Origin of the sequence: Sorangium sp. So ce119 (genome assembly GCF_051524405.1) — a bacterium.
Taxonomy (GTDB): Bacteria; Myxococcota_A; Polyangia; order Polyangiales; family Polyangiaceae; genus Sorangium; species Sorangium cellulosum_G.
The window spans coordinates 10981255-11006124 of record NZ_CP150310.1; the positions used below are offsets into that span (position 1 = coordinate 10981255).

14 protein-coding genes are annotated in these 24870 nt (G+C 74.2%); 4 read left to right on the top strand and 10 right to left on the bottom strand.

Features of this window, described 5'->3' with window-relative positions:
* Positions 1-10: 10 nt before the first annotated feature.
* Together nirB and WME76_RS41480 are read right to left on the bottom strand one after the other, a co-directional pair.
* Positions 11-2551, bottom strand: coding sequence for a nitrite reductase large subunit NirB (nirB, locus tag WME76_RS41475; RefSeq protein ID WP_437957680.1), 2541 nt, complete (start codon positions 2549-2551; stop codon positions 11-13).
* Positions 2552-3056: 505 nt separating this feature from the next.
* A complete protein-coding gene (locus WME76_RS41480; protein ID WP_437957681.1) occupies positions 3057-5780 on the bottom strand; it encodes an ATP-binding protein in 2724 nt (907 codons plus the stop codon).
* A gap of 86 nt (positions 5781-5866) precedes the next feature.
* Between WME76_RS41480 and WME76_RS41485 the strand changes: the two genes are divergently transcribed.
* Positions 5867-6796 carry a ketopantoate reductase family protein gene (locus tag WME76_RS41485; protein WP_437957682.1) on the top strand — a complete coding sequence of 310 codons (930 nt, stop codon included), beginning with the start codon at positions 5867-5869 and terminating at the stop codon, positions 6794-6796.
* Between the two features lie 51 nt (positions 6797-6847).
* Here the strand turns inward: WME76_RS41485 and WME76_RS41490 are convergent, their stop codons facing one another.
* The 6 genes from WME76_RS41490 to WME76_RS41515 all read right to left on the bottom strand — a co-directional run bounded on the left by WME76_RS41490 (position 6848) and on the right by WME76_RS41515 (position 17814).
* Positions 6848-7315, bottom strand: a complete 468-nt coding sequence (locus WME76_RS41490; protein WP_437957683.1) for a hypothetical protein — start codon at positions 7313-7315, stop codon at positions 6848-6850.
* A 475-nt stretch (positions 7316-7790) separates the two neighbouring features.
* Positions 7791-8993, bottom strand: coding sequence for a hypothetical protein (locus WME76_RS41495; protein ID WP_437957684.1), 1203 nt, complete (start codon positions 8991-8993; stop codon positions 7791-7793).
* Positions 8994-9205: 212 nt separating this feature from the next.
* The gene (locus WME76_RS41500; protein WP_437957685.1) at positions 9206-9868 is read right to left on the bottom strand and encodes a 16S rRNA (guanine(527)-N(7))-methyltransferase RsmG; all 663 of its coding nucleotides are present in this window, start codon (positions 9866-9868) and stop codon (positions 9206-9208) included.
* Positions 9869-9986: 118 nt separating this feature from the next.
* Complete coding sequence (locus WME76_RS41505; RefSeq protein ID WP_437957686.1) at positions 9987-10598, bottom strand: DUF488 domain-containing protein; 612 nt, start codon at positions 10596-10598, stop codon at positions 9987-9989.
* Between the two features lie 71 nt (positions 10599-10669).
* Positions 10670-16057 (bottom strand): hypothetical protein, encoded by a 5388-nt coding sequence (locus WME76_RS41510; RefSeq protein ID WP_437957687.1) that lies wholly within the window; start codon positions 16055-16057, stop codon positions 10670-10672.
* On the bottom strand, positions 16054-17814 hold the full coding sequence (locus WME76_RS41515; RefSeq protein ID WP_437957688.1) for an ATP-binding protein: 1761 nt from the start codon (positions 17812-17814) through the stop codon (positions 16054-16056). The genes WME76_RS41510 and WME76_RS41515 overlap by 4 nt, the downstream gene beginning before the upstream one ends.
* A gap of 701 nt (positions 17815-18515) precedes the next feature.
* Here WME76_RS41515 and WME76_RS41520 point away from each other — a divergent pair.
* Entirely contained in the window at positions 18516-19706 is a 1191-nt protein-coding gene (locus WME76_RS41520) for an STAS domain-containing protein (RefSeq protein WP_437957689.1), read from the top strand.
* 37 nt (positions 19707-19743) lie between these two features.
* On the opposite strand, the gene WME76_RS41525 is transcribed toward WME76_RS41520, so the two are convergent.
* Both WME76_RS41525 and WME76_RS41530 read right to left on the bottom strand, forming a co-directional pair.
* Complete coding sequence (locus WME76_RS41525; protein WP_437957690.1) at positions 19744-21195, bottom strand: type VI secretion system Vgr family protein; 1452 nt, start codon at positions 21193-21195, stop codon at positions 19744-19746.
* A 99-nt stretch (positions 21196-21294) separates the two neighbouring features.
* The gene (locus WME76_RS41530; protein WP_437957691.1) at positions 21295-23103 is read right to left on the bottom strand and encodes a DUF2169 family type VI secretion system accessory protein; all 1809 of its coding nucleotides are present in this window, start codon (positions 23101-23103) and stop codon (positions 21295-21297) included.
* Between the two features lie 337 nt (positions 23104-23440).
* Here WME76_RS41530 and WME76_RS41535 point away from each other — a divergent pair, with 337 nt between their 5' ends.
* Both WME76_RS41535 and WME76_RS41540 read left to right on the top strand, forming a co-directional pair.
* A complete protein-coding gene (locus tag WME76_RS41535; protein ID WP_433931793.1) occupies positions 23441-23779 on the top strand; it encodes a hypothetical protein in 339 nt (112 codons plus the stop codon).
* A 4-nt stretch (positions 23780-23783) separates the two neighbouring features.
* Positions 23784-24827: a phosphotransferase gene (locus WME76_RS41540; RefSeq protein ID WP_437957692.1), complete on the top strand. Its 1044-nt coding sequence runs from the start codon at positions 23784-23786 to the stop codon at positions 24825-24827.
* Positions 24828-24870 lie beyond the last annotated feature (43 nt).

Below are 24870 nucleotides of genomic sequence, written 5' to 3' on the forward strand. Positions count from 1 at the left end.
TCGCCCGCGGTCAGAGCATCTCCTCGACGAGGTTCGACTTCTCTTTCCAGGCCGCCGGGCGGTGCTGCGCCCGCTCGGCGACGAAGACGATGCTCCGGTCGGGCTCCCCCGCGTTCACGAACGGGCGGAACTGCTTCAGCTTCTCGGGATCGGAGACCGCGGCCTTCCACTCGCACTCGTACGTCGCGATGAGGTGGGCCATCTCCTTCTCCAGCTCCTCGCAGATCCCGAGCGAGTCCTCGATGACGACCTGGCGGAGGTACTCCATGCCGCCCTCGAGGTTGTTGAACCAGGTGGCCGTGCGCTGGAGCCGGTCCGCCGTGCGGATGTAGAACATCAGGAACCGGTCGAGGTACTTGATGAGCGTCGCCTCGTCGAGATCCGCGGCGAAGAGCTGCGCGTGCTGCGGCTTCATCCCGCCGTTGCCGCAGAGATAGAGGTTGTAGCCCTTCTCCGTGGCGATGATGCCGAAGTCCTTGCTCTGCGCCTCGGCGCACTCGCGCGCGCAGCCGGAGACGGCGGACTTCAGCTTGTGCGGGCTGCGCAGCCCCTTGTAGCGGTTCTCGACCGCGACCGCGAAGCCCACCGAGTCCTGCACGCCGTAGCGGCACCAGGTGCTGCCCACGCACGACTTCACGGTGCGGAGCGCCTTGCCGTAGGCGTGCCCCGACTCGAAGCCGGCGGCGATGAGCTCGCGCCAGATGTCGGGGAGCTGCTCGAGCCGCGCGCCGAACAGGTCGACCCGCTGGCCGCCCGTGATCTTCGAGTAGAGGTTGTACTTCTTCGCGACCTGCCCGATGGCGATGAGCTGATCCGGCGTGATCTCGCCGGCCGCCACGCGCGGCACCACCGAGTAGGTGCCGTCCCGCTGGACGTTGGCCATGAACCGATCGTTCGTGTCCTGGAGCGGGAGGTGCTTCTTGTTCAGGATGTGCTCGTTCCACGTCGAGGCGAGGATCGACGCCACCGCCGGCTTGCAGATCTCGCAGCCCTTGCCCTTGCCGTGGCGCTCGATCAGGTCGTCGAAGGTCTTGATCGCGTGGACCCGGACGAGGTGATAGAGCTCCTGCCGCGAGTAGTTGAAGTGCTCGCAGAGGTAGTTCGTCACCGCGACGCCGGCCTTCTTGAGCTCCTTCTTCAGGATGTCGGTGATCAGCGTGGTGCACGACCCGCAGCCGGTGCCCGCCTTCGTGTGCCCCTTGATGCCGGCGAGCGTGGTGAGCTTGTCGTCGCAGATCGCCGAGCAGATCGCCCCCTTCGTGACGTTGAGGCAGGAGCAGATCTGCGCGGTGTCGGGGAGCGACTCGACGCCGAAGCCCGCCGGCTTCGCGCCGTCGCGCTGCGCGACGATGAGGTCCTCCGGGTTCGGCGGGAGGACGATCTTGTTCTGCACGAGCTGGAGGAGCTGCCCGTAGTTCGCCGCGTCGCCGACCAGGATGCCGCCGAGCAGGTGCTTGCCGTCCGCGCTGACGACGAGCTTCTTGTAGACGTTCGACGTCGCGCTCATGAAGCTGACCACGCGCGCGCCCGGCTGCGCCCCGAACGCGTCGCCGAAGCTCGCGACGTCGACGCCCATCAGCTTGAGCTTCGTGCTCATGTCGAAGCCGCCGAAGGTCTCCTTGCCGCCGGTGAGGGCGTCGGCCGCGACCCTGGCCATGTGGTAGCCGGGCGCAACGAGCCCGTAGAGCTGGTTGTTGTAGCTGGCGCACTCGCCGATCGCGTAGATGTCCGGATCGGACGTCTGACAGCGGTCGTTGATCACGACGCCGCCGCGGCTCCCGATCGCGAGCTCGCACGCGCGCGCGAGCTCGTCCCGCGGGCGGATGCCGGCGGAGAAGACGATCATGTCGGTCGCGAGGTCGGTCTGGTCGGCGAAGAGCATCCGGGCCACGCGGCCGTGCTCGGCGACGATCTCCGTGGTCGACGTGTTCGTGTGCACGTGGACGCCGAGCGACTCGATCTTCTGGCGGAGGATCGCGCCGCCGGCCTCGTCCACCTGGAGGGCCATGAGCCGCGGGGCGAACTCCACGACGTGGACCTCGAGGCCCATGTTCTTGAGCGCGTTGGCCGCCTCGAGGCCGAGCAGGCCGCCGCCGATGACGGTGCCGACCTTCGCGGACTTCGCGTGGGCCGCCATGGCCTCGAGGTCCTCGATGGTGCGGTAAACGAAGCAGCCCTTCGTGTCCTTGCCCTTGATCGGCGGGACGAACGGATACGAGCCGGTGGCGAGGATGAGCTTGTCGTAATAGACAGTCTTCCCCTTCGCCGAGGTCACCGCCTTCTTCCGCCGATCGATGGAGACGGCCTTGTCGCCGAGATGTACCTGGATGCCCGCCTCCTCGTAGAGGCCGGGCTTCACCATCGACAGGTCATCGGCCGATTTGCCGTTGAAGAAGGCGGACAGGTTCACGCGGTCATAGGCAAGCCGCGGCTCCTCGCAGAAGGTGATGATGTTCCAGTCGCGCAGAGACCCACCGAGAACCATGTTCTCGATGAGCTTGTGCCCGACCATGCCGTTGCCGATGACGAGGAGGTCCTTCTTCTTGCTCATGCAACCCACCTTTGGGACCCGGTGAGTCCTTCTCACCGTCACTGCCGTACTGCCGTCCGAGCGAGGCGCCGGCCGCAGTCTCGGACAGGAAAGTGTGTACTGTGGGCTCTGTTTCCCAACTGTTTCGCAAGAATAAATTGTGCGACCACTCCCGCTCTCGATCCGGGACATTGCCCCTGTTTCACGCGTGTTTCGCGTTCATCCGCGAGCGAACGCGGCGCTCATTCAAGGACAAACGCGACAGCGCCAATGAAGGGAAACAGGCGTTTTCCTCGATTCCAGGGACGTCTGTTTCACTGATGTTTCATGGTCCGGGCTCAATGCCTTGCACATGTGAAAAGGCGGGCGGCGCGGGCGGGCGGACGGTGGACTCGGCGGTGGAAATGAGCGCTCCCATCAAATTCCGGACGGATGTCCGGCGGGCCTCCGGTGGGGTCGGCGCGCGTCGGACGCACGCCGGCGCCCGGGAGCCGCGGGGCGCGCCGTCGCCGTGGCCCGGCGCCGGTCAGCCGCGGGCAGTCGCCCGGTCCACGAGCGCGAGGAGCTGATCGGCCGCGACCGGCTTGGTCAGGTGGGCGTCGAAGCCGGCCTCGCGCGAGCGGCGGCGGTCCTGGTCCTGGCCGTAGCCCGACACGGCGGCGATGTAGGAGCCACGGTGCTGCGGGTCGGCGCGCAGGCGACGGACGACCTCGTAGCCGTCCATCCCGGGCAGGCCGATGTCGAGCAGGACGAGATCCAGCGCCCCCGCGCGCGCCGCCTCGAGGGCCGCCGGGCCGTCGTGCGCCATCGAGACCGTGTGGCCGTGGAGCTGGAGGATCCGCCGGAGGCCCTCGGCGGCGTCGACGTTGTCGTCGACGAGGAGGACGCGGAGGGCGCCGGCCGCGGAGCGCGGGACCTGGGGCGTCGGCGGCGCGGAGCTCTCCACGGACGCGCCCGCGAGCGGGAGCCAGACGCTGATGGCGGTGCCCTCGCCGGGGCCGGCGCTCACGGCCTCGACGCGCCCGCCGTGCAGCTCGGTCAGCCGCTTGACCAGCGTGAGCCCGATGCCGAGGCCCCCCTGCGAGCGATCGAGCGTGCGCCTCGCCTGCATGAACGGCTCGAAGACGCGCGGGAGCAGCTCGGCGGGGATGCCGACGCCGGTGTCGGTCACCCGGAGCCACGCGTCGCCGTCGCTCGCCTTGCAGGAGACCGAGACGCGGCCGCCCGGGTTCGTGTACTTGATCGCGTTGGTGAGCAGGTTGACGACGATCTGCTCGATGCGCACCCGGTCGCCGTCCACGAGGACCGCCGGCTCCACCGACACGACGAGCTCGTGCCGGCGCTGGAGGAGCAGCGGGCGGACGGACTCGATCGCCGCCTCGACCACGGCGCCGACGTCGAGCCGCGCCCGCTTCAGCTCGATCTTGCCGCGCGTGATCCGGGAGACGTCGAGCAGATCGTCGACGAGCCGCACGATCGTCTTCACCTGCCGCTCGATGGTCGACAGGATCTGGCCGTCGTCGCGCTCGGCGCGCTCGGTCGAGTTCATGCGCAGGAGCTCGAGGCCCGTGGTGATCGGCGCGAGCGGGTTGCGGAGCTCGTGCGAGAGCATCGCGATGAACTCGTCCTTGCGCCGGTCCGCCTCGTGGGCCTCGCGGTAGAGGCGGGCGTTCTCGAGCGCCACGCGCCGCTCGCGCTCGACGATGGCGGCGCGCTCCTCGTGGAGCCGGGCGCGCTCCAGCGCCTGCGCGCACTGCCCCGACATCGCGACGAGGAACTCCTGCTCTTCCTGGTCGAAGGGGTGCGGGTCGGCGAAGCTCAGCCCGAGCACGCCGATCGGCCGGTCCTGGACCACGAGCGGGAGACAGCAGAGCGACGCGGTCGTGGGCGTCAGCACGCTGGCCCCGAACTCCGGGTAGCGCGCGGCCGTCTCCTTGCGCGAGCGCAGCCAGACGGGGGCGCCGGTCCGGAGGGCGTCGGGGATCGGCAGCTCGCCGGACAGGGGCAGGCGCCGGAAGCGCTCGAGGACGTCGCTCCGGTAGCCGACCGCCTTGAGACACTCGAGCTCGTCGCCGATCGTCACGACGATGGCCCCGGCGTACGCGCCCGCGGCGGCGATGCCCTGGTCGACCACGACCTCGGCCACCGCCTCGCTGGTGAGCGCGTCGGCCAGCGCCGCGGTGATGCTCTGGAGGCCGGCCATGCGGTGCGCGGCGCGCTCGGCGGCCCGGCGCGCCTCCTGCTCGGCCAGGAAGCGCCGCCGCGCCTCGGCCTCGGCGTCGCGGGCCATGTCGTAGAGGCGCATGCGCTGCACGGCGAGCCCGATGCGCCGCGCGAGCTCCTCGGCGAAGGCGAGGTCGGCGGCGTCGTAGACGCGGCCCCAGCCGGCGGACGAGAGCGTGAGCGCCGCGAACACGCGCTCCTCGCCGCGGACGGGCACGACGAGCGCGGAGCCCTGGCCGAGCGCGCGCACGAGGGCGAGGAGCTCGCCGTCGGGGGCGCCGGCGGCGGACAGGCTGTCCGCGAGGTCGGGCAGGAGCCGGCCGGGGCCGCCGTGGAGCACCTCGTGCAGCGGCGTCGCGGGCTCCGGCGGGATCCGGCCGCGCTGGGCCAGCCTGGCGGCGAGCTCGACCTTCGCCGGATCGGCGTGCGCGATGACCCGCACGCGGGCGGAGCCGTCCGGCTCGAGCGTGTGGACGGCGCACCAGTCCGCGACCGAGGTGACCGCGAATTCGGCCATGCTCCTGTAAATCGCGTCCTGGTCGAGCACCGGGTCGAGCAGGGCCGTGGCGTCGGACAGGAACCGCCGGGTCTCCTCGCCGCGCTTCATGTCGCCGATGTCCGAGATGAGCGCGAAGAAGCCCCGCACCTCGCCGCTCGCGCCGAGGTGCGGGATGTACTGGACGCGGACGTGGCGCTTGCCCCCCTTCCGGTAGTTGAGCCGCGACTCGAAGTCTTGCGGCTGCCCGGCGAGCACGGCGGCGACGTGGGGCTTCACGCCGGCGTAGGCCGAGTCGCCGATCACCTCGCGCACCTGCCGGCCGACGAGGGCGCTGCGATCTTCCCCGAACCAGCGCTCGTAGGCCCGGTTGATGATGCCGTAGCGCTCGTCGTTATCGATATACGAGATGAGCACCGGCAGGGCGTCGATGAGCAGCTGGAGCTGCTCGGCTTCCAGCGTCGCGCTCGGGTGGGCGTCGGCGTTCATGCTGGCGGCGTGAGCCACGGTGGGGGCGTCCGGCCTAAGCATCTGGCCTCCTGCATATCCGCAATCCGCGCTGATGGCCACATGTCGGTCCTCTGTCGTGCGGGTCGAGCATGCTATGGTCGCCGCCGATGCGGATCCTCATTGTCGGCGCGGGCGCGGTGGGCGGTTATTTCGGGGCGCGGCTCACCCTGGCTGGGGAGGACGTCACGTTCGTCGCGCGCGGCGCGCACGCCGAGGCGATGCGGACGCGCGGGCTCGTCCTCCGCACGCCGGCCGGCGAGGTGCGCACGCCGCCGCTCCGCGTCGTCGATCTCGACGGGGCGCGCGGGCCCTTCGGTCTCGTGATCGTCGCCGTGAAATGGCCTTCGCTCGCCGAGGCGAGCGCGCGGCTGCCCGGGCTGCTCGCCGACGACGGCCTGGTGCTGCCCCTGCTGAATGGCCTCGACTCGGAGGACGCTGTCGCTCGGGAGGTCGGCGACGCGCGCGTGATCGCCTCGATCGCGTACATGTCGGCGGGGCTCAGCGGCCCCGGCGCGATCGAGACGCTCGCGCCGACGCGCGCCGGCCTGGCGCCCTATCGTCCTGGGCAGGAGCCGCGGGTCGAGGCGGTCGCGGCGCTGCTCGAGCGCGCGGGCATACCGGTCCGCCGGTCGTCGAGCCACCGCGCCATGCTCTGGGAGAAGATGGTCTGGAACGCCCCGTTCAATGCGATCTGCGCGCTGACCGATCAGCGCGCCGGCGCGGTCGTGGAGCGGATGGAGGACCTCGCCCGGCGGGCGATGCTCGAGGTGATCGCGGTCGCGCGCGCCGAAGGAGCGGAGATCCCGGTCGAGACCGCGGACGCGATGATCGCGCTCACGCGCGCGGAGTTCCCGCTCACCGAGCCGTCGATGCTCCAGGACGTGCGCGCCGGCCGCGCGACGGAGGTCGAGATACTTCAAGGCGCCGTGGTCGAGCGCGGGCGCCGGGCCGGGGTCGACACCCCGGTGCTGGGCACGCTCGCGGCGCTCGTCCGCGGCCTTTCGCCGCGCGCGAAGGCGTCGTCCGTCGCTGGATAGACCGCGCGTCCACGGCGGGGGCCAGGACCGGTGCTCGAATCGCATCTCACCTCAGAACACCGTCCTGGCGGCGATCCCCTTGCCCATGGGGATGATCTGCACGCTCCCCACCTCGGTCACCGTGCGCTTCGCCGGGAAGATGAAGCCGCTCAGGATCTGCAGCGCGCCGATGGCCTGGCCGAGCCCGTCGGCGACGAGCAGCACCTTGTTCGTCGTCTCGGCGTTGCACTCCTGCCCGCCGCCGCACTTGCCGCGCGTCCCGAGGTCGATCCAGGGCCCCGCGACCGGCACCCAGAGCGCGCGGTCCGCCGGCTCGTCGCTGAACGTCGCCACCACGGTCGAGATACCGTAGGTGGTGCCGAGCACGGCGACGCCGCTCCAGATGAGCCCGCGGTTCGGCACGGAGTCGGTGATCGTCACCGTGTCGCGCGTCCGCTCCTGGGCCTGCGCCGTCCCGGTGAACGCCAGCGTCGAGACCGCCATGACGGCGGCCGAGGTGAAGAGAGCGAGCTTGTTCATGCGGTCCTCCAGCCCGGCGCCTGAGCAAGCGGGGTGCCGGCGCGACGCTCCCGGATTCGATGCCTGCGGCGGCGCGACCAGCGCGCTGCGCCGGGCGATGGTGTGGCGAACTGCCCCGCCTGGGACGGCGCGCCTCGTGCTTTGACGTGATCTGAGCCGCGCGCGAGCGCGTCCTGGGCGCGGAGCTCCGGACCGGCAGCCGGGGCGCTGTCGCCGCTGCCCGGGCGCACGAGGAGCGAAGAGCCAGGATTCCTGTTCCGTCGCTCTCGCGGTGTGGGCGGTCTCTTCCGTCGCGGGCGAGGTGTGAGTCGAGGGCCAGGGAGTCACGGCCAGGGGAGCCGTGGAGAGGTGGCCCGGCGTGTCGGGCCCTGGCGGGAGGGGGTTGAGGAGGGAGGGCGTCGAGGCGGGAGCGAGGGGCCTCGTGTCAGCCCGTGGAGCTCGAGGCGAGAAGAGGCCCTGTCGTGGGACGCAGCGGTCAGGCGCCGCCCGCGCCGCCCGCGCCGCCCGTGGCGGCGCCGCCTGCGCCGCCTGCACCGCCGGTGCCGCCCGCGGCGGAGCTGGTCGTGGCGGAGCTGGTCGTCGTGGCGGAGCTGGTCGTGGTGGTGCTGGTCGTGGTGCCAGCGCCGCCCTCACCGCCCGTGCCGCCGCCGCCCGTGTCGCCGCCGCCCGCGCCGCCCGCGCCGCCCGCGCCGCCCGCGCCGCCCTCACCGCCGTTGCTCAGCGGGAACTCCGGATCGAGGCAGAAGAAGCCATCGGGCGTCTCGGTGCACTCGTCCGGATCCTCGCAATCGGAGTCGTCCTCGCACTCCGTCGACTCGAAGATGCAGAAGCCGTTCTCCGGGAGACCGAACGACACGCAGCGGGCGCTCGGCAGCAAGCAATCGTCGTGCGCCGTGCACGCCCTGGTGCAGGCGCCGAAATCACCGGCGCCGACCACCTCCGCGAACTGGTACAGGCAGATGCCGTTCTCGAGCCCGCCGCAGTCGGAGTCGGTCAGATCGCCGCCGAATCCGCAGAACTGGGTGCACGCGGTGACCTCGCCGGGGAAGCCCACACACCAGCCGGCGCACGGGTCCTCCTCGGCGTCGCCGTCGCACGCGGCGCCCATCGGCAGACCGGGGTTGGGCGTGTCGACGCAGAGGTTCGACTTGGGATCGCAGGCGCGGCCGGGGCACTGGCTGTCGGAGCCGCAGTTCGGCGTGCAGACCGTCAAGCCGGCCTCCACCTCTTCACAGCGCAGCTCGTCGCGGCCCTGGCACTTGAACGGGTCGAGCTCCGCGTCGAGGCTCGTGATCTCGGGCTCGCCCATGAAGCAGCCCAGGTAACACATGCCATTGAGGCAGGCGCTGCCCTCGCCCTCGCAGTCGCCGTCATCCGAGCACGAGGTCGTGCAGTACCCGCCCGAGGGGCCGCCCTCCTCGGCCGACTCCGGGACGCAGAACCCATCCGGGCCGCACTCGGCGTCCTCCGTGCACGGGGTGGCCAGGTACTCCGCCACCCCGCCGCCGCTGCCCGTGCTGACCGCCCGGCTCGAGCTCGAGCTCGAGCTCGAGGTCGAGGTCGAGCTCGACGAGCCCCCCGCTCCTCCAGAGCCGGCAGGCGGTTCATCGTCGCCGCAACCAATGAAGCCTGCTGAGAACGCGACCGAGGTGAGCAAGATCGCCGAAATGCGTTGCACTTTCATCACTGTCTCCCGAGCCAGGAGGCCCTGCCCACGTAGGGCGCGCCTTCATGTGATTTCCGGACAGTAACGGAATCGCTGCTGCTCCGCCATACCGGACGAGCAGCGGAGCGCTCGGCGTCGAGCCTCCGTGAAAGCGGACGGCACTCCGTTTGAGACCGTCAACAAGACGGTAATCGTACGAGTTTCGATATTATTCAGGCATTACCCTAGGCGGCGGTCAGGCGATCATGGTGGTCTGGCAGATACCTCACTGCCCGCCGCTCCGCGCCGGTGAGCGGCCACCGATACCGGAGGTCGATCGCGGGCGCCCATCCGGCGTGCGCCGGCGGCTCGTCGCGCGCGAGCAGGACCCAGACCTCGCGGCGGTCCGCGGGGGCTCGCTCCGTGAGCGCGGCGCCGAGGGGCAGCCACGCGTCGGGCGCCAGGGTCGCGCGGGAGATCGCCACGTCGAACGACCTCCCTGCACGCACGAGGTCCTCGCCGCGCGCGCGCTCGACCCTGGGGGCCTTCGGGAGCACGCCTTGCTGGACGAGGGTGCCCAGCGCCGTGCGGAGGAAGGCCACGCGCTTCTGCAGCGGCTCGACGAGCGTCACGTCGAGGTCCGGCCTCAGCAGCGCGAGCGGCAGTCCCGGCGCGCCGGCCCCCGTGCCGATGTCGACCACGCGCCGCCCCTCGGGCACGTGCTCCGAGAGCAGCCGCGCGTCGGCGAGCATGAGGTCGGCGAGCTCATCGGGGTTCCGGGCCGCGGTCAGATCGACCTTGGCGTTCCAGACGGCGACGAGCTCGAGCCAGCGCGCGAGGGCCTCGCCGGCGCGGGCGGGGAGGCTCGGCTCGCGGCCGGCGAGCACCGTGGCGATCTTCTCCGTCATCCGTGCTGCGTCGCCCAGGCTCATGCCCGGCAGTGGAGCACAGGACACGGCGCGCATGTACCCGGCGGCGGGCGGGTGGTCGGATTCGAACCGGCGGGCGGGGAGCGGGGAGGCGGGATCACCGCGCGCGGCGCGGGCGAGCGCGGCGGCCCGTCGCCTGCGCGGGCGCGGAGGCCGAGCCGCCGAGCGGCAGCGCGCGCTGGGCGCCGACGTCGTAGATCAGGCGGCCCGCGCCGTCGGGCCGGGCGGCGGGGTTCAACGCGTGCGGGGCCCGGGCGCCGGGGCCGATCAGGTGGACGACCGCGAGCCCGCGCGCGACGAGGGCGTCGGCGATGAGGCGGCGGTGGCAGCGCCACCAGAGCGTCTCGGCGCACATCAGGGCCATGCGGCGGCCGGCCCGGGCCTCCGCCATGAGCTCGGAGAGCGCGCGCTGGAAGGCGTCGGTATCCATGTGATCGGCGTAGGCCCGGAAGCTCGGGTTGTCCCAGGCGAGGTGCGGTGAGTCGTCGCGGCCGGTCCGCCGGCCGCCCAGGGTGTCGCCGCGGAAGACGTAGGTCACCCCGAGCGGCGGCAGCGCCTCGGCGAGCGCGGCGCGCGCGAGGTGCGGCGACCGGGTCGAGCCGGGGAACCGCCGGACGTCGATCAGCGTGTCGGCCGGGCCCTCGCCGAGCAGCTCGACGAGCTCCTCCACGCTGCGGGTGCCGTGGCCGACGGTGAAGACGGTGTCCACGGGAGAGAGCTTTGCGCTCGGACGGGCGGGGGGCAACGGCCCCCGGGGAGGCAGCTCGGAGGTCGCGGCGGCTAACCCATCGAGCGCAGCAGGTGATCGAGCGCGCGGCGCTCCTCGGCGTCGGTGACCGACTGGAGGGCCCGGTTCACCTCGCTGACGGCGGCGGCCGCGAGCAGCGCGACGGCGGCGGGATCGGGCGCGCGGCGGGCGCGGAGCCACGCGAGCGCCTCGTGCTCGGTGTTGATGACGATGTGGCCGCGGCCCGCGTCGTAGCGGACCGGCCTGCCGGTGCGGCTCTCGACGACGGCGCGGACCGGGGAGCCCTCCAGGCCCATCTCGACGAGGACCTCGCGGAGCGCCACCGCGAGCGGGCTGTCGGCCGACACGTCCTGCCGCTCGGGCGCGGCGCCGCCGATGAGGCCGCGGACGCTTCGCCACAGCGCGCCCACCCAGGCCCGCGCGCGGCTCGATTCGGGCGGCGCGTCCGCAGGAGCCGCCGCGGGGGCGACGTCGGCCGCCGCGTCGGGCGCGTCCCCGGCCGCCGCGACCTCCCCGGAGACGGGCGCGTCCCCGGTCGCGATCGCCTCCGCCGGGGCCGGCGGCGCCGCGGGGGCGCCGAGCTCGCGCAGCGCGCCGCGGGCGGCGCGGTGGCGCAGCACCTCGACCAGCGGCGAGCCGTCGTCGAGCAGCACGAACGCCGGCGTCCCCTCGGGGAAATCGCCGTCCGCGCTGCCGCGCCGGTCGGTGACCCACACGCAGCCCGTCGCGGAGAGCTCGGCGCGGATCTCCGCCGGGCCGACGCTCTCCCCGGCGGCGGTCCGCGCGGCGAGCTTGCCGCCGGAGAGGCGGCCGAGCAGGTGCAGGTTCCACAGGTACGGCGCGGCGGCGGCCTCGTCCGAGAGCTCGGCCGCCATCGAGGCGGCGGCTTCCATGGCGATCTCTGCGACGGCGTCCCAGCGCGCGTCGCGCGGCGGCCAGACGAGGAGCAGGCCCTCGACCGGCGCGAGCTCCGCGACGAGCCCGCCGGCGGCGCTCCCGGTGCGCAGCGCGCGCGGCGTGAAGGCGTCGCGCGCGGCGCCCTCGCCGAGGACCTCCGCGGAGGGCGCGGCGACGAGCACCCGCGGCGCGCGGGGCCACCGCGCGGGCAGCCAGAGCGCGCCGGTCACCAGCAGCGGGCGATGCCAGGCGGTGGCGACGTCGATCCACCGGGTCGCGAGCGCGTCCTCGGGCGGGGCGAGCCGCGCGCGCAGCCACCGCGCGGCGGCGTCGCGCACCGCCTGACGGAGCCTCGCGGCGTCGGCGCCCGCCTTGAGGCCGTCGAAGGCGCGGTTCGGCTCGAGCGCGTCGTCGTTGATCGCCGCGCAGAGCGGCCACCCCTCGCCGGCGTCCAGCGCGCAGAGCGGGCGGCGCCCGACGTGCACCGCGATCCCCGCCGCGGCCGCGTGCTCCGGGGCGAGCAGGCCGATCTCGCCGTACGCGGCCGGCGCGCCCTCCTGCGCGCCGGCCTCCGGCGCGAAGGGGAACACCGCGAGGCTCGCCGCGCGCGCGTCGGCGCCGAGGCCGACGGCATCGAGCGGCGGCGCGGCGAGGCGCTCCTCGGTCGCCCGGTCGCGCGCGACGGCGTCGGTGATGTCCTTGACGAGCACGGCGGTCGCGAGCTGCAGCCGCTCGGGCCTGCTCAGCGCGAGCACCGGGCGGCCGTAGCGCTGCTTCGGGTAGGGCGGGGGCGTGGCGGTGCACAGCCACTCGGCCAGCGGATCGCGCCGGAGGTCGTCGAGCGAGAAGAGGTTCCCGTCGAGGTCGTGGAACAGCGGCGCGCTCGCCGCGTCCGCGACGACGCGCTTGCCCTGGGCCAGCGTCCTCAGGACGGCGCCGCGCGTGTGGCTCCGGGCGAACGGCGGCAGCTCGTCGAAGCGCGGCGCGAGCGAGAGCAGGCGGCGCCCCGCGGCCTTGGAGAGGCGCGCCAGCAGCGCGCGCACCTCGTCCCTCGGCGGGTCCGCGGCGGCGGCGCGCGCGAGGACGCGCAGCGGGATCGGGAGCTCCACCTCCAGGCGCCGCTCGGCGCCGTCGGGGCCGACGAGGCGGACATCCGACGCCGGCCCCTCGATGATCTCGAGCTCGCCCTCCAGCCCCTGGACGCCCAGCGCCGCGATGCTCACCCGGAGCAGCGGGTGCGGCGGCGCGGCCGGCAGCGCGAGCGGGGCGCGCGCGTCGCGTGAGTCGCGCGGGTCGCTCACGACGTGCCCGCGCTCCTGCTGCGACCTCTCGGCTGCGGCGTGGCGCTCGTGCGCGGCGGCGGCGCGGCGCTCCTGCTCTGCGGCGGCGCGCCGCCGCCCCGGCACCCCGCCGCTCGCCGGGAGGACGCGGCCGCCGGCCCACCGCGACAGGGCGTCGCGCTCCCACGCCTCGCGGAGGACGACGGGGTACCAGGAGAACGTCGCGAAGCCGGGCGCCGCGTCGAGCACCGGGATCGGCGCCGGCGCCGGGTGATTCCTTTCGAGGGTCTCGAGCGAGCACGCCGCCTCCTGGCCGCGCTCGTCGAGCATGACGAGCAGCGGCAGGCGCCGGATGCGCGCCGCCAGCTCGTCGAGGGCCGCGTCGAGCGGCGCGCTCCTCCGGGCGCGCTGCGCGAGGGCCCGCGCGCAGTCGAGGAGGTAGGTGATCACGCGGGCGCGCGCTCGCCGATCGCGCTCGCGGAGCGGGTCGCCCTCGATCCCGAGCCAGGCGCGCGCCGCGGGGTCGCCCTCCAGCGCGGCCACGAGCGCCTCGCAGAGCGCGCGCTCGACCTCGTGGACGGCGGCCTCGTTGCGCGGCGACAGCAGGCCGCTCCAGGCCCTGCCCGGCACGGCGGTGTCATGGTCGATCGCGACGGCGACAGGGCCGAGCAGCGGCGCGGCCTCCAGGGTGGCGAGCGGCTGCGACGCGTGGTGCCACGCCTCCAGGGCCGCGTCGCTCGGCGTGGCGAGCGCGAGGAAGCCGTCGCCGGCCACCTCGAGGACGGGCGCGCCGGCGGCGCGGGGCGCGGCGAGCTTCTCGAGGGACGCCGCGAGCGCGCGGCGCCGCGCCGGTACCCGCGCCGCGAGCTCTTCCTCGGTGAAGAGCCCCGGGGTGTAGGAGACCAGCGGGCAGTCCGGGAGCGCGGCGGCGAGCCAGTCGAGCTCGCGCTGCGTGGCGGCGAGCACCGGCCGCCGGTCGGCCGCGCGCCCCCGCGCCTCGGGCGGCGCGACGCAGAGGCCGCCCGCCGCCCGGGCGAACGCGGCGAGCCCCTTCAGGCTCATGAACCGGTCCGTCGTGAGCATGGGCCAGATCCGCGCCTCCAGCAGGCCCTGGAAGGCCGACGGCGCGAGGTCTTCGCCGCGGCGCGGCGCCGGGCCGCCGCCCTGCTCGGCGTGGGGCGCGCCGAGGCGCTGCGGGGCGCAGAACAGCGCGCCGATCGCGGCGCGCAGCGCGGGCCTCAGGCGGGCGAGCTCGCCGTCGGGCGGCGGCGGGGGCAGCGGGGTGCCCGGCGGCGCGGTCCTCGGCCCGAAGAGCCGCCGCGCCTCGGCGTCGGCCGCGGCGAGGGCGACGTGAAGGGCGTGGCGCACCGCGCGCCAGAAGCGCTCGTCGCGCTCCACGCCGTCGTACGAGAAGCGCGGCCGCACGCGCCCGTCCCACGCGAGCGCGATCTCGACGGGCAGGGGGACGGCGGCCGGGTCGAGCTCCACGGTCTCGAGGTGCCGCCGCTCCACGAACACCCGGACCTCGGCCCTGCGCCGCGCCTGGAGGTCGTCCGCGAAGACGGCGAGCTCGCCGCGCAGCCCGGCGAGCGGCCCCTCGTCCACGCGGAAGGCGGCGCGGAGCGCGTGCTCGGGGGCGGGCGGAACGACGGGCTCGCCGGGCGCGTGCCGGAGGAACGCCCTGCGGCGCTCGGCGCCGAGCTTCGCCTGCTCGACCATCGCCCCGGCGTCGGCGAGCGGGAGACCCGCGAGCGCGCGCTCGACGAGGCGACCGCGGCACCGGATCACGTCGTCGGCCCAGGGCGAGAGCTCCTCCGGGAGCGCCTTGCCGCCGCGCCAGAGGAACAGGGGCGACGCATCGCGCGCGTCGAGCGCCGCGAGCGAGAGCGGCCGCCCGCGCCCGCGCCCGTGGCGGAGCAGCGGGAGCTCGCGCACGGCGCGCACCTCGGCGGACACCGCGCCGCCTGCGCGGACCGCGCCGGTCGCGACGCACGCGAAGGCCGCGAGCGCGTCCTCGAGCAGCCCGCGGTCGTCGCCGAGGACGAGCGCGCCCTCGGGGACCTCGCCCTGGCCGCAGACGGTCGCGGAGAGCGCCCGGAGGGCGTCGAGCAGCGCGGCGGCCGCCGCCTCGCGGAGGCGCGCGCCGAGCGGGGCGTCCTCGCGCAGCGCCGAGCGCGACGCGTTGGTGGGCAGCTCGTCCGCGTCGACCACGACGCGGACCGGGAGCTCGACGCCCTGGTAGGGCGCCGAGGGGAACCGCGGGGCGAAGCTCCACCGCTCGCGGACGAGCAGCACGCCGTGCTCGAGGTAGTCGACGGCCGGCAGGTCGGAGAGGGGGGTGGAGGCGGGGTCGGAGAGCGGCGTGGGGAGCGGCGTGGAGAGGGGCGCGGGGCGCGGCGCAGAGCGGGGAGCCGACCGGGGCGCGGAGCCCCGCGCGGAGAGCGGCGCAGCGCCGGGCGCGGCGGCGGGAGCCGGGAGGGGCGCCGGGAGGCCTGCGCCCCGCGCCGCCTCGGGGGGCGCGAGGACCTCCAGCGCCGCGCGCCGCGCGCCGCGCACGTGGAACGGCACGCGCACGAGCACCGCGGGGGGGCTGCCCGGGAGCTCGCGGCGGAGCGGCTCGCCCGCGAGCGTGATCGGGATCGGGAAGTCGTCGGTGGCCGCGGCGAGGTGGGCGATCTCGGGCGGCGTGTCGCCCGTGATCGCCCGCCGCAGCACCGACCAGCCGAGCCGCCGCCGCACCTCGATGCGCATGCCGGCGGCGGGCATCCCCGGCGGCCTCGGCACCTCGTCGCATGCCGGGGCGGCGGCCGGCGCGAACTCCTCGGCGGGCGCCTCGAGCAGGGCGGGCGTGAAGCGCACGCGCGTGCAGGTGCCCTCGGAGGCCTCGCCCGACGGGCCGCGGCCCGTCGTGATCAGGTCGACGCGCGCCGGGCGCAGCCCGAGCGCCGCGTTCACGCCGAGCGCGAGCAGGCGGAGCCGCCGGGACGCGGCGTCGGGCGCGGCGTTGAGCACGTGGTCGAGGAGGCGCGCCAGGACGGGCGCGTCGAGCGGCTCCCCGTCGAAGGTCAGCGCGACGTCGTCCGCGTCGTGGCGGAGGTCGATCTGCGTCGCGCCGCCGGCGGCGGCGGCGCGGACGAGCTCGAGCAGGTAGAGGTCCAGGTCGACGAGCAGGTGCTCCCGGAGCTTCTGGACGGCGCGGCGGGCATCGACGCGGATCGCGCCGCGGGCGACGACGCGGCTCACCGCCCGAGCCCCCTCGGCGCGCCGCCCTGACCCGCCGGGAGCGGCGGCGGGGTCGCGGCGAGGTCGAGGAGCCGGTCGCTGTCGGCCGGATCGAGCGGCCCCTTGGCCTCGACCAGCAGCGCGCGGGCGAGCAGGTTGCCGGCGGTCACGGGGTCGACGGCGGCGCGCCTGCGCGCGAGCGCCACGGTGTCGCTGGCGACGTTGAGGTAGAGGGCGTTCCCGGGCCGGAAGCGCGCCGCGCGCCGCACCACGTCGCGCGCGGCGTGGCAGCTCCGGTGGGGCGCGCTGCGCTCGCCGCGGCCGGGCAGGAGGATCGCGCCGCGCTGGCGGAGGGCGCCCTCGATCTGGCAGAGGCTCACCCAGGCGACCCCGTGCCGGGCGCGGGCGAGCGCCTCGGCGACGACGCGGAGCAGCGCCGCGTCGCCCTCGCGGGCGCTCTCCGGCTCCTCGCGCACGAGCAGGTACGCCGCGCGCGCCTCCTCGATGCGCGCGGCCGGGAAGCACCGATGGAGCAGCGTGCCGGTGGCGGGGTGGTTGCACAGCACGACGGGCAGGCCGCTCTGCGCCATCGCCTCGGTCAGCGCGTCGGACCGCGCGGCGACGAGCAGCGGCGCGCGCCCCGGCGCGAGCGCCCGCAGGCCGGCGCGCGTCCGGTCGCCCTCGACGGGGCTCGCGAGCGGGAACGGGATCTCGTCCGGATCGAGCGCGGTCGGCGGCGTCAGCGCCGCCTCGAGCATCGCCACGTAGGCGGCGGCGCCCGCGCCGGCGGCCGCTGCCGCGGCGGCCTGCGGCAGGCGCGCGGCGAGCTCGCGCCGGAGCGGCCCCTTGACGAGCTCGCGCACGCGGGCGATCGCCTCCCAGAAGGCGTCGTCGCGGCGCACGTTGTCGCGGCTCAGGGTGTGCTGGAGGCGCGGGCTCATCACCTTGAACCGCACGCCCGAGAGGCCGCTGAACAGCTCGTCTGCGGTCTCGAACAGGGTGAGCCCGCGGTTGTAGAAGCCGGCGAAGCTCTGCCCGTGCTCGGCGGCGGCGCCGCTTTCGGCGGCGGGCTGGTCGAGGTGCTGTGCGCCGGCGGAGGGCCCGACGACGAAGGTGGTCTCGTCCTCGGAGGCGGTGACGGAGACGGGCGCCGCGATGGAGAGCGGGGTGTCGATGCGCACGACGCTCGTCCGCGGGTCGCCCTCGTGGTCGGCGATGCGGAGGGCGATCTCGCACTGCGCGTGCCGGCACCAGCGTCGGAGCGCGGCCTGCGCGCGCTGCGCGTGGCGGCGTTCGCGGACGCGGCCGAGCCGCTGGAGCAGGGTGACCCGCGTGCCGCTGCCCTCGCGGGGGCCGGCGTCCTCGAGCTCGTAGCTCGTGTCGCTGCGCAGCCGGAGGAGCCATGCCTGTCCGTCGCGCCACGTCTCCACGTCCACGTGCTCCGGCTGGACGGCGAACACGGAGACGAAGCCGACGCCGTACTTGCCGATCTTGCTCGCGTCGCCTTCCTTCGACGAGTTGAAGAGGGTGAGCAGCGGTCCCTCGATGTCCTCGCGGCTCATGCCGCTCCCGTCGTCGGTGACGGAGGTGGCGCACGCGCCGGGCAGCATCTCGATGCGCACCGTGATCTTCCGCGCGCCCGCGTCCATGCCGTTCTGCACGAGCTCGCGGAGGAAGGCGTACGGGTCGGCGAACTGCTGCACCATGTCGGCCACCGGCCCTGGGGGCGGGGCCGGGGCCGGGGCACGGTCCTCTCGGAAGGAGCGGTAGGGGGCCATGGCGCTCTGCGAGGCTATCACACGGCGCTGCGGAGATTTGAAGGGGTACGCGGGCGCCGGAGGGGTCGGATCCGTGCGGGAGAGGTGGAGTTCTGGACAGGGGGCGAGGAGGTGGGTTGCGGATCTCGCTGGCTTCTGGCTCATCGGTTGATGTTCTCGCTCCTCAAGGTAGGTCCAGCGCCTGAGCTTCGCGCTGCGTGAGATGGCGAGGAGTTCGACGAGGCGATCACAGATCCCTCACGACCGGGCTCGTCCTGCTCGATACCGAGATCGTCCTCCATCTCGAAATGAGACCGGCAGACCGGACGACGCGGCGAGGACCTCGATTCGCTTCACGGCGAGTTCATCCGGTGCGTTGACTCTGGTTCCGTAAAGCAAAGCAGTTCAGCGTGTCGAGGAGATCGAGAACCCCCCCGGGTCCGCAGCCTCGTCGTCACGAACCTGTCGTGACATGAACACCTCGCCCCCGGCGCCGCACCTCTCACGACCTGCCCTCCACCGCCTGTCCACGTAAGTCGAAACACCTCCGTACGCGGTTCACCTCGCCGTGAATCGCCACGATGATGAGCACGCTTGCCATCGCGCCTCGCACGCCGCGCGCCTCCACCACAATCGCACCGCCCCCGCCCGACGACCCTTCCCCCGCGCGCGTCGTCCACGGTAGATCTTCTCTTCTCCGCTCACGAGGAGATGCGAGCCAGATGGAATCTGCCCCCGACGCGTTGCTCGGCGACCTCTTCGCCCGTTCTCCCGATCTCCTCTTCGTCGCGTCGGCCGAGGGAGCGCTGCTCCACCCGAGCGGTGGGCTGCGCGAGGCGCTGGGCGCCGGGGTCGCGATCGGCGCGCTCCTCGCCGACCTCGCGCACCCGGACGATCGCGAGGCGCTCTCCGCGGCCTGGGCGACGGTCCTCCAGGGGGACGAGCCCGTCTCCCTCAGCGTCCGCCTGCGCGACGGCGACGGGGCCTACCGGCGGCTCTCGTGCAGCGCCAGCCGCTCGTCCGACGGCAGCGCCGTCCTCGGATCGCTCCGCGCCGCGCCCGAGATCGCCGACGAGGCGCAGGCGAAGCTCCGGCTCAAGGCGCGTATCCTGGACGCCATTGCCGAGCACATGGAGTCTGTCGCGTTCTGGTCGACGGACCGCGACGGCCTCTGCCGCTACCATGCGGGCAAGGCGCTCGCGAAGGCCGGGCTCAAGATCGGACAGTTCGTCGGGCTCAACCTGCTCGACCTGTTCGGGAGCGTGCCGGAGTTCGCTGGCGCTCGGGAGCAGTGGTTCGACGGCGCGGTCCGCCGCTTCTCCAACGAATCGCACGGCCTCGAATGGGACAACTGGATCATCCCGCTCCGGGACGACAGCGGCGAGCGCGTGGAGGGCATGATCGGCCTGTCGCTCGACATCACCGAGTCCAGGCGCGCCGAGAACGAGCTGCGCGTCCAGCTCGACCAGATCGCCGCGCAGCAGAAGGTGATCCGCGATCTCTCCACGCCGATCATCGAGGTCTGGGACGGCGTGCTCACCCTCCCCATGGTGGGCACCGTCGACAGCGTGCGCACCGCCGAGGTCATGGACAGCCTGCTCTCGCAGATCGTCGAGAAGCGGGCGAGGTTCGCCATCCTCGACCTCACCGGCGTCGAGGTCGTCGACACAAGGGTTGCGAGCCACCTCATCCAGCTCGTCACCGCGATCCGGCTGCTCGGGGCCGACGGCATCGTCGCCGGCATCAAGCCGAACGTCGCCCAGACCATGGTCGCGCTCGGGCTCGACCTCTCCCAGCTCAACACGCAACGCAACCTGCGCGCCGCGCTCAACTACGCCATCCGGTCCATGAGCCTCGCCCAGGGCGCGTCCCGCGCCGCGAGCCCCGCGCCCCCCAGGAACCCGGCCCCGTGAACGGCGCGCCCGGGCGGGCGCGCGCGCGCCGCGCGGCTCACTCGTCGACGAGATCGAAGACGATGCCTCCCTGCGTCTTGATCCGGTGAGTCGACCGGTTCGCGTTGTTCACCGGAGAGGGCGTCAGCGGGTTGGGCGCGGCGCCCACGATGACCGGCCGATCGGGGTCGCCGTTCACGAAGGCGATGAGCACCTCGGTCCCCGGCTTCAGCGGGAAATGCGTGCCGTAGTTCGCCCCGGCGTGGTTCTGGAGCATGCGCACCGGCCTCGACGGCGCGCCCCCGGCGGGCCCCGTGTCGAAGAGGAACCGGACCATGTACCTGCCCTGATCGTCGATCTCGGCGTTGCTGCCCCCGCCGCCGGACCCCGCGTCGACGATGCCGGTGACGACCCCGCTGATCCGCGGCGTCGGCGTGAGCCGCGGCGGTCGATACGTGTTCTTGGCCGGGATCGCCCGGAACGTGTTCACGTACCGCTGCGGCTCGTCGGAGGGGCCGCGGCCGCCGGCGGCCTGCGCCGCGCGGTGCTCCACCTCCACGAAGAGCATGTCGAGCGGCTCGAGGCTCGGGTGCCCCTCCAGCACCGACCGCGCGCCCGCGCCCAGCGCGCACACCGAGCTCTTGCCCGCGTAGACGAGCTGCGTCGCCTGCCGCTCCTCGGCCCGGATCTGCGCCAGCACCTTCCCCTCCGCGGGCGTCTTGTAGTGACCGCCGAACTCGACCACGCCGCCCGCATACCCGGTGGGCAGCACGTGCTCCGACGTCAGATCGAGCATCGGTTGCCGGTAGTTGTAGTCGCGGGCCACATACACGCTCGGGACCAGCCGCGCCCTCGCCTCGATCTCGAAGACGTCGCGCGTCTCCCCGCGCTCGCGGAAGTGGACGGACGCCGCGCCGGCCGCGGGCTTGAACCCGCTCGGGCTGTCGGTGAAGACCATCGTGTCCTGGCCGTCCTGGTGCTCGAAGAAGAAGCTGATCCCGACGTGCTCGGCCAGGCGGCAGATGAAGGCGAAATCGGTCTCCTGGTACTGCACCACGAACTCCCGCGGCGGGTAGCTGCTCATCAGCCGGAGATCCACGTCGCTCCCGCTCAGGCCCACGAGCTCGAGCTTCTGCTTGATGAGCTCCGGCACCGCCTTGTTCATCGAGATCTCGGTGGTCTCGACCAGCGTCAGCCGGAAGGCGCGCGGGACGATGCGCAGCCGGTACGCCCGGTGCTCGAGCATGCTCGCGAGCAGGTCGTGCACCTCCGCGACCATGCCGTGGATGCGCCGCTGCTCGACCCCGTCCTGCTCGAAGATGATCGCGACGTTCTCGCCCGTGAACGTCTGGCCGTCGACCGCGGCCTCGCTCGGACACACCACCTCGACGTCGAAGCTGAAGAGCTGCGAGATCGCCTCGCGCCCCGAGAGCCTGTTGACCTGGAGGATGTCGGACGAGAAGCCGGAGAGCTCCAGTCGAATGTCCAGCGAATCGAATCGGGTAGTCATCGTCGCAGCTCCATCCACCGTGCCGTGGGAGAGGGTCTCCTGCCGCTGGACGCCCGCCTCCCGGGCGCCCGGCGCGCGCGCCGAGGCGGGCCCGGCGCGCTATCGTTTGCGATCGAACCGTTCGTAAAGGCTCCTTCTCAAAGCGGGTGACGGGGTCGGCAGCGCCGGGCGCTCCGGCGGCGGGGCCGGCCGGGGCGGCGGCGCCGCCGCCCGCGGCTCGTCGGCCTCGGGCGCGCGCGCAGGCGAGGCGCTGATCACGGGCCTCGGCGGCGGCGAGGGCTCCGGCGAGGGCGCCGAGGGCGGGGGCGGGGGTTCCGACGGCGGGGGCTCCGGCGACCAGGCGCCCGGGGTCTCCGCTGCTTCCCCGCGCGCAGGCGCGCGCTCCGGGGGGACCGCGAGCTCCAGCGATCCTGAGCCCTCCGGCGCGTCGGCGCTCGACCCCCAGTCGTCGTCGGGCGGGAGCGCGAGCGTGCCCGAGCTCATGCGCTCGTCCGGGATCGGCGCCTGCGAGATCACCGGCGGAGACAGCGGCGCGCCCGGGAGCGCCGGCTGGAACGGGAGCGCCGGCTGCTCCGCCGCGCTGTCGTCCTGCTCGGGCAGCAGGGCCAGCGTCGCGGCGGGGGACACCTCGGGCGCCTCGTCCTCCGCGAGGAGCGCGAGCGTCCCGGTGTCGAGCCGGGGGCCGGGCGCCCGCGCGCCCGCGGCTTGCCCCGCGATGTCGTCGGGCGCGGGCCCCGGACGAAACGGGGTCGCCGCCGCCCAGACCGCCGCTGCGGCCACGGCGGCTGTCACCGTGACGCCGTCCGGGAGGCCCATCGTGCGCCCCCCGGCGGCCGCGTCGGCCACGGTCGCGCCGAGGCTCTCGCTGTCGTCCTCGCCGCCTCGCGCGCGGCCGGCCGCATCGCCGCCGCGCGCGTCGCTCTCCGGAGGGCCCGCGGGCCACGCGAGCGTCTCTCCGAGGAGCTCGACGCCCGCCACGATGGAGACCGCCGCGAGCGCGGCCGTATCGGGCACGGGAAAGCTGCCCCGGAAGACGACGGTGCACCGCTGCTCGTCGCCGTCGATGCGCAGCGTATCCGCGTTCAGATCGAGCTCGTGGCCCTCGCTCACGCCGAAGGCGGAGAGGCCGTGGATGCGCGCGCGGCCGCGCGCCTCGGGCAGCCGCGTCCTCACCCGGGGCAGCGTGGGGTGGAGCCCGTGGAGCTCGATCCACTCCCCGCCGCGCAGATAGCCCATCCGCTGATCGGGGGGCGCCGCCTGGTAATAGGACCAGTCGAAGGCGTCGGGGATCTCGGCGATGGGGGCGTCGAGCGCCTTGCGCGGGGTCGCCCCGAGCAGCCGCCTGCGCGCGGGCCAGGCGCGCGCGATGGGGCCGAAGCCCGCCGCGCGCGCCGGCTGGAGAGGATCGACGATGTTCGCCTCGGGATCGGACGGGTCGCCCTTCGCCGGCACGCCGAGGAAGTTCTCCTCGTCGTTGTCGCCGCGGAGCGCCCGCTCGTACACGAGCGGCATCCGCTGGAATCCGGCCCTGTCCTGGACGAGGAGCTGCTTGTCGAGGAGGACCCCGGTCTCGTCGGAGATCGCGAGTCGCACAGGCAGGGAGTGGACGGGCGCGCCGGGCGGCGGCGCGTGCGCGTGGCCGGTGAAGAGCACGTCGGCGCGGTCCAGGTGCGGGGCCAGATCGCTCGTGAGCCTGACGCTCCGCCCAGGGTGGTTGCCGTGGTGGACCTCGCCGGGGACGATCTTCTGCGGCTCGACCCTCGGCATCTCCGCGTCCGGCGCGAACGCGAACGTGGCCTTCACGATGACGGTGACGCGGAGCTGGCCCCGGCTGCGCCATGCGACCGAGGCGGCGGCCGCTCCGCTCAGCGGCGTGACCCTCTCGGGCGCGATCGCACTGTTCGCCATCCGCTCCCGTATAGCACAGCCGGAGTTGCGCCCCGGACCGATCGCGCACGCCAGCGCCGCCGTATCGTACCGGCACACCATTGCACGGCCGCACACCGCCGCGCGCCGCCGTATCATTGCGCTGCCACACCATCGCACCGCTGCATCGACGCCGCCGGGCCCTGTCGCAGGGGCGGCGGCCCGCGCGCGGCGGACCTGCTGCAGGGCGGCGCGCCCCGAGCGCGCGAGACGCACGAGCGATGGCCGAGGGCGAGCGGCGAGCGCGATGCGGGCCAGACGCCGGCGCCGGCGCGCACAAACTTGCCGCCGCCGCGCGCCCATGCGACCCACGGCGATCATGAAGCTGGCTGGAAGCGCTCGTGCGCTGGGATCGGCGCTCGCCGTCCTCGTCATGATTGGCTCGTTCGGCTGCGACACGGTCGCGACGCTCGTCGCGCCGGCGGTGCCCGTGGTCATCGAGAAGGCGACCGCGCCCGGGGAGCCGGCTGCGCCCGAGGATCAGGCCGTGCCCGAGGATCCCGAGAGCCGCAAATGCTGCTTCCGGAGCGTCGAGAGCGTCGCCAGGGTGTGCGAGAGCAAGGAGCGTTGCTGTACGGGCAAGTACGACCGCAGCGCGTGCGAGGACTCCGGCGGCCTCTGGTTCCACAGCGCCGACGGGTGCGCCGGCGCCTGCTGAGGATGTGATCGACCTCGACCCCGACGCCCTGCGCCGGCTCGTTCAGCGGGCCACGGGCCATCTCCCGACGTCGGTGGTCCCCCTGCGCGGCGGCGTCTCGGGCCGGCGCTACCTGCGCGTCGTCACGCCGGCGGGCACGGCGGTCGCGATGTTCGCGCCGAGCGGCGCGTGGGTGGGCGCGGCGGGCGGCGGCGCTCCCCCGGGGGGCGGCGCGCCTCCGCGGTGGCCGTTCCTCGAGGTGCACGCGCTGCTCCGCGAGCGCGGCGTGCGGGTGCCGGCGCTGCTCGCGGAGGACTGCGAGCGCGGCCTCTTGCTCCTGGAGGACCTCGGGGACCGGACGCTCGCGGCGCTCGTCGAGCGCGAGCCCGGCCTCCGCGCCGAGGTCTACTCCCTGGCCGTGCGCGATCTCGCGCGGGCGCAGCGGGCGCTCGCGGCGCTGCCGCCCGGCTCGATCGTGGACTCCTGCGCGCTCGACGCGACGCTCCTGCGCTGGGAGCTCGACCATTTCCGCGCGTGGGCGCTCGACGCGCGCGGGCGCCGGCTCGAGGACGCCGCGCGGGCGGAGCTCGACGCGGTGTCCGACCGCCTCGCCCGGCGCATCGCCGCGTGGCCGCGGGGGTTCGTCCATCGCGATTACCAGAGCCGCAACCTCATGGTCGTGGACGCGCCGGGCGGGGGCCTCGAGATCGCGTGGCTCGACTTCCAGGACGCCCTCCTCGGCCCGCGTGTCTACGACCTGGTGACGCTCCTCAACGACAGCGTCCAGGACCTCGATCGGCCGTTCGTCGAGGCGCGCCTCGACGACTATGCGGCCGCCGCCGCGCTCGACAGGCGGGCGCGCGCCGCGCTCGGCCGGGAGTTCGACGTGGTCACGGTCCAGCGCAAGCTCAAGGACGCGGGCCGCTTCGTGTTCCTCGACCGCATCAGCGCGGATCCGGGCTACCTGCGCTACGTCGAGCCCGCGCTGGCGGCGGCGCGCGCCGCGCTCGCGCGGCTCGGCGACGACGAGGACATGCGCGCGCTCGCGCGGCTCATCGCGCCGGCGTGACGGGGAGATTTCAACGCCAAGGCGCAAAGGCGCAAAGGCGCAA